Origin of the sequence: Streptomyces sp. A2-16, assembly GCF_018128905.1 — a bacterium.
Lineage (GTDB): Bacteria > Actinomycetota > Actinomycetes > Streptomycetales > Streptomycetaceae > Streptomyces.
This window is the reverse complement of record NZ_CP063808.1, coordinates 5,177,209-5,192,712: the sequence shown is the minus strand read 5'-3', so window position 1 is coordinate 5,192,712 and position 15,504 is coordinate 5,177,209. Positions and strand designations below refer to the sequence as shown.

Genomic DNA, 15,504 nt, shown 5'->3' with positions numbered 1-15,504 from the left:
GAGGAAACTCAACCCGGCAGCGGCAGCTCCGCCCAGATCGTCTTTCCGGAGGGGGTCTGGCGGCTGCCCCAGCGCTCCGCGAGCTGGGCGACGAGCAGGAGTCCGCGCCCGCCCTCGTCGAAGGAGCGGGCCCGCCGCAGGTGCGGGGCGCTGTTGCTGCCGTCGGAGACCTCGCAGATGAGCGAGTCGCCGCGCAGGAGGCGCAGCTCGATGGGCGCGGTGCCGTAGCGGATGGCGTTGGTGACCAGTTCGCTGACGATCAGTTCGGTGGCGAAGGCCAGCTCGTCCAGCCCCCACGCGGTCAGCTGATCGCTTGCCATCCGGCGGGCCCCGGCGACGAGGGCGGGATCCGTGGGCAGCCGCCAGGTGTGCACCCGGTCGGCGTCGAGCGCGGACGTCCGGGCCAGGAGCAGCACGATGTCGTCGGCGGGAGCGGCGGGTATCACCTTGCGGACCACCTGATCGCAGATGGCCTCCAGGCCGGCCGGCGGGTGGCTCAGCGCGTCCCTCAGCAGGCCGAGCCCCCTGTCGATGTCCCGGTCGGCAGCCTCGATCAACCCGTCCGTGTAGAGGGCGAGCACACTGCCCTCCTGCAGTTCGACCTCCACGGCTTCGAACGGCAGGCCCCCCACCCCCAGAGGCGGCCCGGCGGGCAGGTCGAGGAACCGGACGGTTCCGTCCGGGGCCACCAGGGCCGGCGGCGGATGTCCCGCGCGGGCCAGGCGGCAGGTGCAGGAGACCGGGTCGTAGACGGCGTACAGGCAGGTGGCACCCACCTCTCCCGATGCCCCGCCCGTCGATCCCCGCGCGTCGGGCCCCTCCTCCCGGTCGAGCCGGACGACGAGGTCGTCGAGCTGGGTGAGCAGCTCGTCGGGGGCGAGATCGACGTCGGCGAGTGTGCGCACGGCGGTGCGCAGGCGGCCCATCGTCGCCGAGGCGTGGATGCCGTGTCCCACCACGTCACCCACCACCAGCGCGACACGTCCTCCGGACAGGGGGATGACGTCGAACCAGTCGCCGCCGACCCCGCTCGCGGATCCGGCCGGCAGGTACCGGTAGGCGAGGTCCACCGCCGTGGCGGTGGGCAAGCGCTCGGGCAGCAGGCTGCGCTGGAGGGCGAGCGCGGTCCGGCGTTCCTGGGTGTAGCGGCGGGCGTTGTCGATGCTCACGGCCGCCCTCGTGGCGATCTCCTCGGCCAGCAGCAGGTCGTCGTCGTTGAAGACCTCAGGCGTGCGGTGCCGGACCAGGTACACCAGGCCCAGGGTGACGCCACGGGCCCGCAGCGGCACCAGCAGGACCGAGTGCATCCCGTACCGGCGCACCGCCTCGCCGCGAACCGGGGACTTCTCCAACCACTCGCGCAGCACCGGGTCCCCCATCCGGTGCCGGGTGCCCCGGCCGGTGCGCAGCGCCCAGGCCGCCGGGGATTGCGGGGGCCGGGTGATCGTCTCGCCCACCGGCACCACGGACTCAGGGCACCCCGGGAGCACCGAAGCGCGGGCGCAGCGGGCCAGGACGACCGGTCCCGTGGGCGAGACCGGCTCCGGTTCGTCTCCGCGGACGACGGACTCCAGCAGGTCGACGGCGACGAAGTCGGCGAATCCCGAGACGGCCACCTCGGCGAGCTCCTCCGCGGTCCGCGTCACGTCGAGGGTGCTGCCGATGCGCGCGCTGGCCTCGTTGAGCGCCTCCAGGCGGCGCCTGGCCCAGTACTGCTCGGTGGTGTCGATCACCAGGGCCGACAGGCCCCGCACCGAGCCGCCCGGGTCCTTGAGCGGGGTGAGATAGACGGACCAGGCATGGTCCTGGACCTCGCCCGGGGCCCGGCTCGGCTGCTGCTCGCTGTGGATCGCGTCCCCGGTGCGCAGGACCTGCCGCTGGAGAAGGTCCATCTGCTCGTGACTCGCCTGGATCTCGGTGAGGGTGAGACCTTTCATCTCGTCGCTGGTCAGGCCCATGGCCCGGCTCATCACCTGGTTGCATGCCACGAACCGGGCCCGGCGGTCGTAGACGGCGACGGACAGCGGGAGCTGCGCGAGCGTCAGATCCCACAGTTCGGCGGCGTCAGCCGTGCTGGGGCCGGAGGCGTACGTCACCGCGGCGCCCGTGACGAGCCAGAGCGGGCGGGTCTCACCGGTCGGCAGCGGGGTGCCGCGCAGCCGTGCGACGACCCGGTCCCCGTCGCGGTGGCGCAGTGCCACGTCGCTCGTCCAGGGCTCCCCGGCGGACAGGTGCCGGCCGGCTGAGTGGGGCAGGTCCGCGGCGAGCAGGTCGGCGGCCGGACGGCCCACGACGTCGTCCGGCGTGTGCCCCAGCAGGGCCCGGGCGCCGGCGCTCCACGCCATGACTCTCAGTTCGGCATCCATGACGACCGCGAAGTCCTCGGGTACCGCGGTGCCCTGTGCCGCACCGGAGACGGCGGACTGGTTGTCCATGGGAGGACCCACTCTCGTTCCTGCCGCGACGCCGGACCCGCCGGCACCGAGCGTCACGGGCGGTGCGTCCAGCATCCCGCCTTGGCGCATCCGGCTCAACCTACGCCAGCGCCAGGCGAAATAATGAGTACTACTTATAGTTGCTCCTCGGTGCCGACAAATTCTAACGACTTCATAGGGTTGTGCGGGACGGTCAACGCATCTGTCTGGGACGTTGCAAGGGTTGGTGTCACGCCTGCGCAGAATGTGCCTGCTTATCGTCTTGACGCAGACGGTGATCAGCCCCGATAAATGCAACTCATGAGCACCGTCGCTCAGAGGAGGACACCGCACATGAGACCTCTACGCATAGGCGCCGGACTGGCCAAGGCACTCGCGGCCGCAGTCGTCGTCTTCGCGACCGTGGTGCCGGCCCAGTCGGCACAAGCGGCCACGACAAACTTCTACGTCGACCCCACCGGCGGCAGCGACAGCAACTCCGGAACCAGCACCGCCGCCGCTTTCAAGACCATCCAGGCGGCCCAGGCCGCAGTCCGCGCGTCGAACGCGAACATGTCCAGTGACATCGTCGTGAACCTGCGCGGCGGCACCTACAACCTCAACAGCCCGATCACGCTGGGCACGAGCGACTCCGGCACGAACGGCCACACGGTCGTCTACCAGGCATACAACGGCGAGACCCCCGTGATCGGCAGCGGCAGGACGATCACCGGTTGGACCGCAGTCGGCAACGGCGAGTACAAGGCGTCGGTGGGCAGCCTGAACTTCCGTCAGCTGTACGTCAACGGAGTGCGCGCCACCCGCGCGCGGTACCCCGACCTGGGCTCGGACTTCCAGCTCCAGGGCAGCGACAAGACCAACAAGCTTCTGCAGGTGCTCAGTTCGCAGATCTCCAACTGGAGCAACCTCAGCCGGACCGAGATGGTCCTCGAACTGCAGTGGGCGGAGAACTACCTGCGGCTGAAGTCGTTTACCACCGCGGGCGGCACGGCCAACGTGTCCATCCAGGACCACGAGGCGGGCATCCTCTTCCAGCGGCCCTTCCCGGTCCTGTCCAGCGGCTCCCCGCTGCACTTCGAGAACGCCCACGAGTTCCTCAACGAGCCCGGCGAGTTCTACGTCGACACGGCCGCGCAGACGGTCTACTACAAGCCGCGCTCCGGTGAGGACATGTCCACCGCGACAGTGCAGGCACCCACCCTGCCCACGCTCGTGGAGGTCAAGGGCACCAGCCTCGACGCCCCGGTCCACGACCTGCGCTTCTCCGGCATCACCTTCACCCAGACCACCTGGATGGAAGCGACCGACAACGGTCTGCTCAACGGCCAGGGCGGCAACTTCAACCTCTCTGCCGACTCCTCGAACCACCAGTACGTCGACCGCCCGCCGGCCGGGGTCCACGTCGCGGACGCCGACCGCGTCTCCTTCACCGGGAACAGCTTCACGCAGATGGGGGCCACCGCACTCGACCTGCACCACGGCGTCCACGACAGCAGCGTGACCGGCAACGTCGTGTACGACATCGCGGGCAACGGCATCATGGTGGGCAAGTTCTCCGACCCCACGGTCGAGTACCACACCGTCTACAACCCGCCCACGTCCCCGGCCGGTGAGGACGCCCGCGAGGTCGTCAAGAACGTCACCGTCAACAACAACCTGATCACACGGATCGGCGAGGACTACCTGGGCACCGCCGGCATCAACGCGGGCTTCGTCAACAGCACCACCATCAACCACAACGACATCAGCGACGCCCCGTGGGCCGGCATCTCGCTCGGCTGGGGCTGGCAGTCCGCGGCCAACGCCGAGGGCAACAACAGCATCAGCTACAACCGGATCGGCAACGTGGTGAACCGGCTGTGCGACACCGCCGGCATCTACCACCTCTCCAACGACCCGGGCACCGTCATCAACGGCAACTACGTGCACGACGTGGTCCGGGGACCGGCAGCCTGCGGCTCCGCGGTGGCGGGCCTCTACATGGACGAGGGCTCCAACAACATGACCCTCTCCAACAACGTGCTGTCGCACACGGACGGTTTCATCAACCAGAACGCCAACGGCAGCAATGTGACGCTGTCCGGCAACGCGACCTCGGGCACCTCGGTGATCCAGGCCTCCGGGCTGGAGCCCGCGTACCAATCCCTGTCGGCGAAGCTCAACCTCGCCTACAACAAGCCGGCGACCGCGTCCACGGTCCTGAACTCGGGTGTGGCGGCGTCCAAGGGCAATGACAACGACAGCTCCACCGGCTGGTCGCCGACCGGGACCGACACCTCCGCCTGGTGGCAGGTCGACCTCGGCCAGGCCTACCAGCTCGGCCAGTACTCCCTGACGATGCGCCAGGACATGGACCAGCCCGAGACGCGCAGCAACTTCGAGATCCGCGCCTCGAACGACCCGTCGTTCGCCGGCTACACCGTGCTGGGGCGCCAGGGCGCCACTACGCTGCCGATGGCCTCCACGCTGACGGGGAACATCGACGTCCGCCAGAAGTTCCGTTACGTGCGGGTCGCCAAGACCGACGGCGCCTACTTCTTCTTCTCCGACTTCAGCGTGCAGCAGGCCGGCGGTGCGCTGGAGGACGCGACCGGCACACCGAACGTCAACCCGTCGACGTACTACACCATCAAGAACGTCAACAGCGGCCAGCTGGCGGACGTCTACCAGGCCTCCACCGCCGACGGCGGTAGCGTCGTCCAGTGGCCGGCCAACGGCGGCACCAACCAGCAGTGGAACATCGTCCCGGTCAGCGGCCAGCTCTACAAGATCGTGAACAGGAACAGCGGCAAGGCCCTCGACATCAACGGCGCAACTCACTACAGAGGGACCGACCTTCAGCAATACGCCTACAACGGCGGCAACAACCAACTGTGGTACTTCGAGCCGACCACCGGCGGATACGTCATCCGCAACTTCGAGACCAAGCAGGTCCTGGAGGTCGGCGGAGGCTCGACGGCCAACGGAGCCGCGATCGATCAGTGGATGGCGCTGAACCAGTCGAACCAGGCATGGACGATCCAGTGACTGGATGACGCGGCAAGGGTCGGAAAGACGGCGGGGCCGGAAAGCCATGGCTTTCCGGCCCCGCCGCCGCGAGCTAGTTGGTGACGCGGGAGAACGTCCACTGCTGGTTGGTGCTGCCGCGGTCGGTGAACTGGATCAGTGCGGCACCGTCGGCCGTACTGCCTCCGCTGACATCGAGCACCTTGCCGCTGTTGCGGTTGACCATGGTGAACGCGCCACCGGTCAGTGGACGCAACTGCCATTGCTGGCTGGTCCGGCCGTCGGCGGTCGCCTGCACGATCCGTGCGCCGTCCGCGGTCGAGGAGCCTGATACGTCGAGGACCTTGCCGCTACGGACGCAGGTGATGGTGTGGTAGCCGTCTCCGGTGGACTGGAAGGTCCAGTGCTGGTTGGCTGCGCCGGTGTCGCGCCACTGGATCAGGCCGGCGCCGTCCGCGGACGACCCACCGGAGACGTCGGCGACCTTGCCGCTGCGCACGCTCACGCACTTGTACGTCCGGGCGGGCGCGATGCTGTACTGCACCGAGTCCACGTCGACGTAGCCGGTGTTGTTCGGGTTGTAGGTGTACAGGCCGACCCGGTCGCCGCGGTATCCGCCCCAGGTGAGCTGGTAGGTGCCGCCGAAGGCGGTGTACGTGGTGCCGTCGAGGCTGTAGGAGAACTGGCTGACTCCGTTGACGTCCCAGGTGGTGCGCAGCCACACGGCGTTCTGCGTGATCACCGGGCCATTGGTCAGGGTGCCGCCGGAGTTGTGCGCGATCGTGGTGGTGGTCCCGGAGCGGCGGACGCCCAAGCCTGCGTAGCTGCCCGCGTAGTGGCACAGTCCGGCGTGCTGGCCGTCGGCGAGGCCGGCCAGCTCGAGGCGGACGGTCACCGTCGCGCCGCCCGCGGTGCGCAGCACCCGTTGGGTGAGAGTGTTGCCGACCTTGGTCAGGTTGTCGGTCGCCAGCGGGGCGAACGCCTTGAGTCGGAGGTAGCCGGGGCGTTCGGTCAGGGACCAGTGGTCCGCACGAGGCTGGTAGTACCACTCCCACTGCGGCTTGATGCTGGTGTCGGTGAACAGGTCGCTGGTCACCACCGGAGGCAGGGCATCCAGGGGCAGACCCGGGGTGCCGCCTGCGGGGACCTGGCCGGTCCACACCATGTTGCCGATGCCGTCCGCGCCCACCTGGCCCAGGATCGGCCAGCCGTCCACCCAGGTCACCGGCAGAAGGGACAGCGGACGCCCCTCCCAGTCGCCGCGGCCGTGGTGGGTGACGAAGTACCAGGTGCCGTCGGGGGTCTGCACCAGGCCACCCTGATTGGGCTCGCGGTCCACCGAGCCGTTGACGTGCTCGAGCTGCTTGGTCTCGTAGGGGCCGTAGAGGTTGGAGCTGCGGTTCATCATCAGCACCCGGCCCTCGGACTTCACCTCGCTGTACAGGTGGTAGTAGAGGTTGTTGATCTTGTACAGCTTGTTTGCCTCGCTGCCGGACGACTGGTGAATGACCGTGGGCGAGCCGACCAGCGACTTGCCGTCCGCGGACAGCTTGAACAGGTTGATCTTGTAGCCGTCCGAGTAGTGACTGGTGACCAGGTAGCCCTGTCCGTCGTCGTCCCAGAACGGGCACGGGTCGTCCCAGCCGGAGGTCCGCCACACCGCCGTCAGCGGATCCCACGGCCCGGACGGCGAGGGGGCCGAGGTCATGAAGAAGCCCTCGTCGGGGGTGTTGAAGTACACCCAGTACCGCCCCGCGTGGTAGCGGATGGCCCCGGCCCACACACCGCGGCCGAAGCGGTTCATCCGGTCCCAGTTCAGCAGTGGTCCGATCTGGGTCACGTCACCGACCGCGCCGCCGAGCGTGCGCCAGTTGACCAGATCCTTGGAGTGCAGCACGGCCACGCCGGGCGAGTACCCGAACGTGCTGGTGATGCCGTAGTAGTCGTCGCCGACCCGGATGCAGTCCCAGTCGCTGAAATCGCCCGGGAGAATGGGGTTGACGTAGGTGCCGTCGCCCTGGTCGCCCCACTTGCCGGCCGACAGCGGGGCCGCCGCTGCCTTGCCCGGTGACAGCAGGCCCGGCAGCAGGAGCGCCCCGGTGCCGACCGCGGCGAGCCGGCCGAGTTGTCGTCTGGTGATGTCCACAAGTCCCGTCCCTTGGTAAGCCTCATCGCATGTGAGGTGGTTCTGCTCGACACGAATGCGCGGTGATGGGGATACGCAGGGGCGGCGCCGGTCCGCGTTTGGCCGGCACCGTCCCTCACACCCCTTCGCCTCGCGGATCAGTCGACGTTGACGACCTTCCACAGCTGGCTGTCGGCGCTCGTGTCCGTGTTCTGGGCGAGCTGAGTGCCGCCCGAGGACACGTCGAGCACCTTGTCGCTGTTCACGTTCTTGATCTCGTAGTAGCCGTTTCCGGTGGCGGTCAGGGTCCAGTGCTGGTTCGCGGCGTTGGTGTCGGCCGACTGGACGATGGTCGCGCCGTCCGCGGTGGATGCACCGCTGACGTCCATGAGCAGGGCACTGTTCCGGCTGGCGATCTCGTAACTGCCGTCACCCACCGGGACGAGGCGCCAGTTCTGGTTCCCGGCTCCGGTGTCGCTCCACTGGATGATGTTGGCTCCGGCGGTCAGCGATCCGCCCGACACATCGATCGCCTTGTTGCTGCCCTTGTTGACCAGCTTGTAGTTGGCGCCCGCCGTGGGGAACCGGACGGAGGCGAACGCGTCCAGCGCGCAGACGGTGCCGGAGGAGGCGGTGTTCTTCGTCCCCGTGCACACCACCTTGATCGTGTGCGGGCCCGCCGGCAGGTTCGTCTTCTCGAACAGCGGCACCTGCTTCGTCACCGTCGGCGCGTAGGCGTCGATGCCCGCCTGGGTCAGGGTGCCGTCGATGTAGACGTCCACCTTGCCCATGTTGGGCTGCGTCATGCTGAGGTACCGCACGCCCGTGCCGGTGAACGAGAACTCGGCGGAGTTGCCCGCGGTGTTCGTGAACTTCTCGGACCCGTTCACGTCCTTCGTGTCGTTCCAGTTCGACCAGGACCCGGAGTACGTCACGCCCGCGGCCTTGTCGTCGACGTGGTTCCAGCGCTGTCGCACAAGCGCCTTCGACGCGGGGGACGCGGTGCCCTGGGAGTCCACGACGTAGAGCCGGTAGTCACCCGCCGTCTGCGGGACACGGATGCTCGTCGCGGTGCCGCTCGTGCTGGTCATGGTGGGACCGGCGGCGAACGTCGTCGTACCGGCGGGAGCCAGCCACAGCGTCTTGGTCGCGTCCTTGGGGCTGCGCACCGGGACGGTCATCACGCCTGTGCCGGCGAACGTGCTCGCGGGCAGCGCATAGTCCTGCGCAGCGGTGACGGCGGCGGGCAGCAGGTTCTTGTAGGCCTCCTCCAGACCCGCGTTCAGGGCGATGCTGTACGCCTGTGCCGGCCACACGTTGTCCCCGTAGCCCCGCACGTCCTGGATCGTGCTGTTCGGGACGTTCCTGTCGAAGATCTTGTTGACGGTGCCGTAGTTGTTGGTGATGGTCAGATCGTGCTGGCGGCCCCAGGTGCCGGAGTTGATGGTGTACGCCAGGCCCGGGTCGACGTCGAACACGTTGTCGTGCTCGTTGATGAAGGCGGAGCCCTCATCGGGGTGCAGGCCGTACTTGTGGCCGGCCGGAACGCCCTTGATGTAGTTGTTGCTGATCTCCGTTCCCGGCTGGCTGCCCAGCGTGTAGATGGGAGCGGAGTCGCCGAGCACCTGCATCGTGTCGAAGATCTCGTTGTACTTGACGGTGTTGTTCTTCGCCGTGGTGGTCGGGTTCCCGGGATTGATCGAGTTCGCCGAACCGTCGAAGTTCCACCAGCCCCAGCCGAGCGTGATGCCCGCCCACGGGGACTTCTCGATCCGGTTGTGCTGCACGGAAAGGGAATCGACGAAGTACGCCGACACCGGGCTGGAGCCCTGGAACAGCACCGCGCTGTCGTAGAGGTAGTTGTCCGTGATCGATATGTTCTTGCAGACTCCCTCGACGTCCACCGGGTACTTCTCGTGATTGGTCGAGGTGTAGTCCCCGATGTACGCGTGCTGGGGGTGTCCCACCGTGATCGCGGACCCGGCGATGTCGTTCGTGACGTTGCCGGTCAACTGAGAGTCCGTCACATCGTTGGCCAGAGTGATCCCGTCCGCGCCGGTGTGCTGCACCGTGTTGCCCTGCAGGACGATCCCGTCCGCGTTCTCGATCTGCACGGCCGCGGGCGGCAGATCGACATTGCGGTAGGTGTACGCGTGGAAGTTCTGCTTCGCGTACACGGTCGAGCCGGCGTTGCCCTGCGTTCCCTGCCGGAAGACGGAGCCCGCGACATTGACCAGGTTCCAGTCGGAGTGCTCGACCGTGAGCCCGGAGAACGTGATGTTCCGCGCGTGATCGGTCCTCGACGTGCCGGCGACCTTGAGAAGGGTGGACACGTTGTTCGGCGCGAAGACATCCGCCGTGCTCATGTTCTCGGAGCTGGACTTGTAGTAGTAGACCGTGTGATTCGTCTTGTCGAAGTAGAACTCGCCCGGCTTGTCCAGGAACTCGTACGCGTTCATGAACGTGTGACTGCCGCCGGCCTTGAACGGCCCGTACGGCGGTGCCTGGGCGATGGCCGCACCCGGCTGCTGGAACAGGGCCACGCGGTTGGCGCCGTCCGAGCTCGTGGTGATCTGCCGGACGCCCACGATGGCCGTGGTCCAGGTCGTGGCCGACTTGATCTCGACGTCGTTCTGGTTGGACGCGATGGCCGGCAGGTCGGAGAGGCTGTACTTGGCCCCGTCGCACTGCGAACCCGACTCCCAGGCCCAGGGGGCCTGGCCGGCCGTGACGGTGTAGGTCCCGTGGCATCCGGCCGAGTTGATCGTCTTCGAGGCCATCTCGGCGCGCTTGCCGTTGACGTAGAGGGCGCGGAGCTTGTTGTCGCGGTTGAGGGTGGCCTTCCAGATGTTCCCGCTGTGCTGTGTCCAGCCGTTCACCGGGACACCGCCGTCCAGGACCGGCTTCTCGTTCTGGTAGGCGGAGTACACGATCCGGTGCCCGTTCGTGCCGGAGTCGGCCGAGGTGAAGCCGATGGTGCTGCTCACCGGGTAGGTGCCGCCCCGGAGGTAGACGTTGATGTCCCCGGTCATGCTGTCGTTGACCGTGCGTACGACGTCCCGGGCGTGCTGCAGGGTCTTGAACGGCGCCGTGATCGTGCCGGCGTTGGAGTCGTTGCCGTTGGGGGCCACGTAGTAGGTGGCCTGGGTCGCGGCCGAGGCGGGTGTCGATGTGGTGAGGGAGGCCAGCACGGTGGCCGAGAGCGCCATCGTGAGCGCTGCCGGGAGGAGGCGCAGGCCGCGTGCGGCTGGGTGTCTGCCCCTCTTCGGGGCGCGGACATTCGGGAACGTGAACATGAGCGGCTCCAGAGGATGTGTGCGGACGACGGCTGCGGTGCCGCCGTGCCGTTCAGGAGCGGCGGGGTTGCCGCTCCTCGCTCGTGGTGGGCACATCGGCCCTGATCAGCCCCTGCGCGCGCAGTTCGTCCCAGAGCCCGTCGGGGACGCGCCGGGCGTGCAGTTCGACGTTGCGCCGGACCTGCTCCGCGGTGCGCATGCCGAGGGTGACGTTGACGACGGCGGGGTGCGTGCGGGGGAAGGCGATGGCGGCGGCCGGCAGGGTGGTGCCGTACCGCTCGCAGACCTCGGCGATGGCCAGGGCCCGCCGCACCAGGTCGGTCGGGGCGTCCTGGTAGTCGTACTTCATGCCCTCGGCGGGCCGGTCCTTCGAGAGAAGGCCGGAGTTGAAGACGCCGACGGCGACGACGCTCTTGCCGTGGGCCTGCGCGGCGGGCAGGACGTCGTCCAGGGCGGACTGGTCGAGGAGGGTGTAGCGTCCGGCCAGCATCACCACGTCGGCGGCGGTCTCGCGCAGGAAGCGGGCGAGCATGGCGGACTGGTTCATGCCCGCGCCGATCGCTCCGATGACGCCCTGCTCGCGCAGTTCGGCCAGGGCGGGCATGGCCTCGTCGGCGGCCTGTCGCCAGTGGTCGTCGGGGTCGTGGAGGTACACGATGTCGAGGCGGTCCAGGCCGGTGCGTTCCAGGGTCTCATCGAGGGAGCGCAGCACGCCGTCTCGGCTGAAGTCCCACTGCCGGCGCAGGTCGTCCCGTACGACGAACCCCTCGTCGTCGACGCCCCGCGGATGTGCGTTGGGGACCAGGAGGCGGCCCACTTTGGACGAGACGACGTACTCCTCGCGGGGCCGGTCGCGCAGGGCGGCGCCGAGCCGGCGTTCGGAGAGGCCGAGGCCGTAGTGCGGCGCGGTGTCGAAGTACCGGATGCCTGCGTCCCAGGCGGTGTCGAGGGCGGCCGAGGCGACATGGGCCTCGGTCAGCCGGTAGAGGTTGCCGATCACCGAGGCACCGAAGCCGAGTTCGGTGACGGCGACCGGTGTGTGCTGGATCTTGCGGTGCTGCAAGATGTGCTCCTGGGGACAGGGGTGGGGACGCCGGTCAGCGTCGGACGTGGGCCGAGCCGCCGTCGACGAGTGCCTCGACCTCGGCGAGGGTGGCCATCGAGACGTCGCCGGGAGTCGTCATGACCAGGGCACCGTGGGCCGTGCCGTAAGCGAGGGCACGTTCCAGTGAGTGACCTGCGAGCAGACCGTGGATCAGTCCGGCGGCGAAGCCGTCGCCTGAGCCGATGCGGTCCAGGACGTGCAGGCCGGGCATGACGGGGCCGGTGACGTGACCGGTCTCGGCGGACCAGGCCGCGGAGGTCCAGTCGTTCACGCCCGCCGAGGCCACCTCGCGCAGGGTTGTCGCGAGCACCTTGGCGCCGGGCAGCAGGTCGGCCACGGCGGCCAGGGCGTCCGGCACCTCGTCGGCGGAGAAGCGCACGGCGCCCGGATGCTCGCCGGCCAGGCCGAGGGCGCCCACCACGACGTCGGCGTGTCGGGCGAGGCGCAGGTCGGTCTCGCGGGCCCGTTCCGGTCCGCCGCGGTCGGCCCAGAGGCTGGGTCGGTAGTTGGGGTCGTAGGAGACGGTGACACCGTGCCGCCGCGCGGCGGCCATGGCCTCGTCGGCCACGTCGACGGTGGTGTCCGACAGGCCCGCGAAGATGCCGCCGGTGTGGAACCAGCGTGCCCCGGCGGAGAACACCGTGTCCCAGTCCACGTCACCCTTGCGGAGTTGGGAGACGGCGGTGTGGGCGCGGTCGCTGACACCGAGCGCGCCGCGGATGCCGTAGCCGCGTTCGACGAAGTTGAGACCGTTGCGGGCGCTGCGGCCGATGCCGTCGTCGGGCATCCAGCAGATCATCGAGGTGTCGACCCCGCCCTGGAGGACCAGGTCCTCGACGAGGCGTCCGACCGCGTTGTCCGCGAGCGCGGTGACCACGGCGGTGCGCAGTCCGAAACAGCGGCGCAGCCCGCGTACGACGTTGTACTCGCCGCCGCCCTCCCACACCTGGAAGCTGCGCGCGGTGCGGATCCGGCCCTCACCGGGGTCGAACCGCAGCATGACCTCGCCGAGGGCGATCACGTCGGTCATGGCATGCTCCGCTCCACCGCGTCGGCGGTCAGCCGGCGGATCTCCGCGTAGTCGCCGCTCGCGAGGAGAGCGGGGGCGGCCATCCAGCTGCCGCCCACCGCCAGTACGGAAGGCTCGTTGAGGTAGCCGGGCAGGGCGGCGGTGTCGATCCCGCCGGTCGGCACGAACCGCACGCCGGGGAAGGGCGCCGCGAGCGCCCGGAGCATCGCCGTACCGCCGAGCGGCTCGGCGGGGAACAGCTTGACCGTGTCGAGGCCGACCCGCAGGGCGCTCATCACTTCCGTCGAGGTGGCGACGCCGGGAAGCACGGGGACCCCCAACTCCCTGCATCGGGAGATGACTTCGTGGTCCACGCCGGGGGAGACGACGAAGCGCGCCCCGGCCGCCACGGCCCGCTCCGCCTGCTCGGCGGTGAGCACCGTACCGGCGCCCACGACCAGGTCGCCCCGGTCGGCCATCGCCTTCACGACCTGCTCGGCGTCCGGGGTGCGGAAGGTGACCTCCGCACAGCGCGCACCGCCCTCGGCCAGGGCGCGGGCCAGCGGGGCCGCCGTGGTGGGGTCCGGCACGGTCAGGACCGGCACGATGCGTGCTGCGGCGAGCAGGCGGGTGAGGTCGGCGGTCATCGGCCCAGCCATCCGCCGTCGACCGGGAGGACGGTGCCGTGCACGTACGCCGCCGCGTCCGAGGCCAGGAAGACGGTGGCGCCCGCGAGGTCCTCGGCGCTGCCCCACCGCGCGGCCGGGATGCGGTCCAGAATCGCCCTGCTGCGCGCCGGGTCGTCCTGGAGTGCCTGGGTGTTGTCGGTGGCGATGTAGCCCGGCGCGATGGCGTTGACGTTGACGCCGTGCGGCGCCCACTCGTTCGCCAGTGCCTTTGTGAGACCGGCGACGCCGTGCTTGGCCGCGGTGTAGCCGGGGACGGTGATGCCGCCCTGGAAGCTCAGGAGGGAAGCCGTGAAGATGACCTTCCCCCGGCCGCGCGCCACCATCGACGCGCCGACCGCGCGGGCCAGCGCGAACTGGGCGCTGAGATTGACCTGGAGCACCAAGTCCCAGTCGGCATCGGTGTGTTCGGCTGCGGGCGCCCGGCGGATCGTGCCCGCGTTGTTGACCAGGATGTCCACCTGACGCTTCCGGCCCGCCAGGTCCGCGCCCAGTTCCCGGACGGCCTCGGGGTCGGCGAAGTCGGCTCGGATCGCCTCGAAGCTGCGCCCCGCGGCGGTGACGTCCTTCTCCACCGCGCTGCCGGACTCCTCCAGCGAGGCGCTCACCCCGATGACGTCCGCGCCGGCCTCGGCGAGCGCGCGGGCCATGGCCCGGCCTATCCCGCGCCGGGCGCCGGTGACGACGGCGAGCCGTCCGGTGAGGTCGAAGGCGTTCATACGGCGGCCTCCTGGGCCTCGTCGGTGCAGTCCACCAGGATCTTCATCACGTTTCCGCCGCCCTCCAGCGCCTCGAACGCGGCCGGAGCCTGGGTGAGCGGCACGATTTTGCTGATCAGCCGGTCGGCCGGGATCGTGCCGTCGGCGACCAGCGCCACCGCCTTCTCGAAGTCGGAGCGGTCGTACAACCGGGCCCCGACGAGGGTGAGTTCACGCCAGAAGAAGCGGTGCAGGTTCACCTCGCGGGGCCGGGAGTGGATCGCGACCAGGCACAGCCGGCCGCGCACGCCGAGCACCTCGACCGCGGTGTCCACGCCTCCCGCGGCGCCGGACACCTCGAAGGCGACGTCCGCCCCCGCGTCGCCGGTCCACTGCCCGACCAGCTCGGCCAGGTCGTCGGCGGCCGGATCCCACACGGTCAGCCCCAACTCCTCGGCGAGCAGCCGCCGGTGGGCGCTCAGTTCCACCACCCGGACGTCCCCTCCGGCGGCCCGGGCCACCAGCGCGATCAGGACGCCGACCGGGCCGCCGCCGACCACGACGACCCGCTCGCCGTCGCGTACTTGGGCCCGGCCGACGTCGTGCACGGCGACCGCGGTGGGCTCGACGAGGGCGGCCCGGTCCAGGGGGAGGGAGTCGGGCAGCTGTATGAGAGTGGAGGCGGGCACGGTCCAGCGCTGCTGCATGGCGCCGGGGGAGTCGATGCCGATGAAGTCGAGGTGCTGGCAGATGTGCTGGTGGCCGTTGCGGCAGGCCGGGCAGGTGTCGTCCCAGCGCAGCGGCATCACGGTGACCGCGTCACCGGGTGCCCAGTCCTCGACGTCGGGGCCAACTCGGACGACACGGCCGGCCATCTCGTGCCCGAGGACGGCGGGCGCCGCGACCCGCGTGTCCATGTCTCCGTGGAAGATGTGCAGGTCGGTGCCGCAGATACCGACGTAGGCGGGGGCCAGCTCCACCTCGCCGGGGCCCGGCGGTGTGCTGGTGACGGGTGCGGTGTCGAGGGTGCGGGCGGACAGATAACGAGTCGCGAGTGTCACGGGGCAGGGTCCCTTCGGCGCAGACCGGAGGCGGATGCCGAGGACTCGGCATCCGTGGTGATGTGTGCTGCGCGGGTTCGGCG

General features: G+C 69.5%; 9 protein-coding genes. 1 reads left to right on the top strand and 8 read right to left on the bottom strand.

Annotation, left to right across the window (positions count from 1 at the left end; genetic code table 11):
• Positions 1-8: 8 nt before the first annotated feature.
• Positions 9-2,435: a SpoIIE family protein phosphatase gene (locus IOD14_RS23250; protein ID WP_212671408.1), complete on the bottom strand. Its 2,427-nt coding sequence runs from the start codon at positions 2,433-2,435 to the stop codon at positions 9-11.
• Between the two features lie 333 nt (positions 2,436-2,768).
• On the opposite strand from IOD14_RS23250, the gene IOD14_RS23245 reads away from it, so the two are divergent.
• A complete protein-coding gene (locus tag IOD14_RS23245; protein ID WP_212671407.1) occupies positions 2,769-5,462 on the top strand; it encodes an RICIN domain-containing protein in 2,694 nt (897 codons plus the stop codon).
• Between the two features lie 73 nt (positions 5,463-5,535).
• On the opposite strand, the gene IOD14_RS23240 is transcribed toward IOD14_RS23245, so the two are convergent.
• From IOD14_RS23240 to IOD14_RS23210, 7 genes are all read right to left on the bottom strand, one after another.
• Positions 5,536-7,587: a family 43 glycosylhydrolase gene (locus tag IOD14_RS23240; protein ID WP_212671406.1), complete on the bottom strand. Its 2,052-nt coding sequence runs from the start codon at positions 7,585-7,587 to the stop codon at positions 5,536-5,538.
• 137 nt (positions 7,588-7,724) lie between these two features.
• On the bottom strand, positions 7,725-10,862 hold the full coding sequence (locus IOD14_RS23235) for an RICIN domain-containing protein (RefSeq protein ID WP_212671405.1): 3,138 nt from the start codon (positions 10,860-10,862) through the stop codon (positions 7,725-7,727).
• Between the two features lie 52 nt (positions 10,863-10,914).
• Positions 10,915-11,925, bottom strand: coding sequence for an aldo/keto reductase (locus tag IOD14_RS23230; RefSeq protein ID WP_212671404.1), 1,011 nt, complete (start codon positions 11,923-11,925; stop codon positions 10,915-10,917).
• 34 nt (positions 11,926-11,959) lie between these two features.
• On the bottom strand, positions 11,960-12,997 hold the full coding sequence (locus IOD14_RS23225; protein WP_212671403.1) for a sugar kinase: 1,038 nt from the start codon (positions 12,995-12,997) through the stop codon (positions 11,960-11,962).
• Positions 12,994-13,623 (bottom strand): bifunctional 4-hydroxy-2-oxoglutarate aldolase/2-dehydro-3-deoxy-phosphogluconate aldolase, encoded by a 630-nt coding sequence (gene eda / locus IOD14_RS23220; protein WP_212671402.1) that lies wholly within the window; start codon positions 13,621-13,623, stop codon positions 12,994-12,996. Before eda ends, IOD14_RS23225 begins: the two co-directional genes overlap by 4 nt.
• A complete protein-coding gene (locus IOD14_RS23215; RefSeq protein ID WP_123986742.1) occupies positions 13,620-14,381 on the bottom strand; it encodes an SDR family oxidoreductase in 762 nt (253 codons plus the stop codon). The genes eda and IOD14_RS23215 overlap by 4 nt, the downstream gene beginning before the upstream one ends.
• Positions 14,378-15,421 (bottom strand): alcohol dehydrogenase catalytic domain-containing protein, encoded by a 1,044-nt coding sequence (locus tag IOD14_RS23210; protein WP_212671401.1) that lies wholly within the window; start codon positions 15,419-15,421, stop codon positions 14,378-14,380. Before IOD14_RS23210 ends, IOD14_RS23215 begins: the two co-directional genes overlap by 4 nt.
• Positions 15,422-15,504 lie beyond the last annotated feature (83 nt).

Coding starts and splice junctions, on each gene's coding strand:
- IOD14_RS23250 (WP_212671408.1), bottom strand. CDS start 2,435: ATGGACAACCAGTCCGCCGTCTCCGGTGCGGCACAGGGCACCGCGGTA.
- IOD14_RS23245 (WP_212671407.1), top strand. CDS start 2,769: ATGAGACCTCTACGCATAGGCGCCGGACTGGCCAAGGCACTCGCGGCC.
- IOD14_RS23235 (WP_212671405.1), bottom strand. CDS start 10,862: ATGTTCACGTTCCCGAATGTCCGCGCCCCGAAGAGGGGCAGACACCCA.
- IOD14_RS23225 (WP_212671403.1), bottom strand. CDS start 12,997: ATGACCGACGTGATCGCCCTCGGCGAGGTCATGCTGCGGTTCGACCCC.
- eda (WP_212671402.1), bottom strand. CDS start 13,623: ATGACCGCCGACCTCACCCGCCTGCTCGCCGCAGCACGCATCGTGCCG.
- IOD14_RS23215 (WP_123986742.1), bottom strand. CDS start 14,381: ATGAACGCCTTCGACCTCACCGGACGGCTCGCCGTCGTCACCGGCGCC.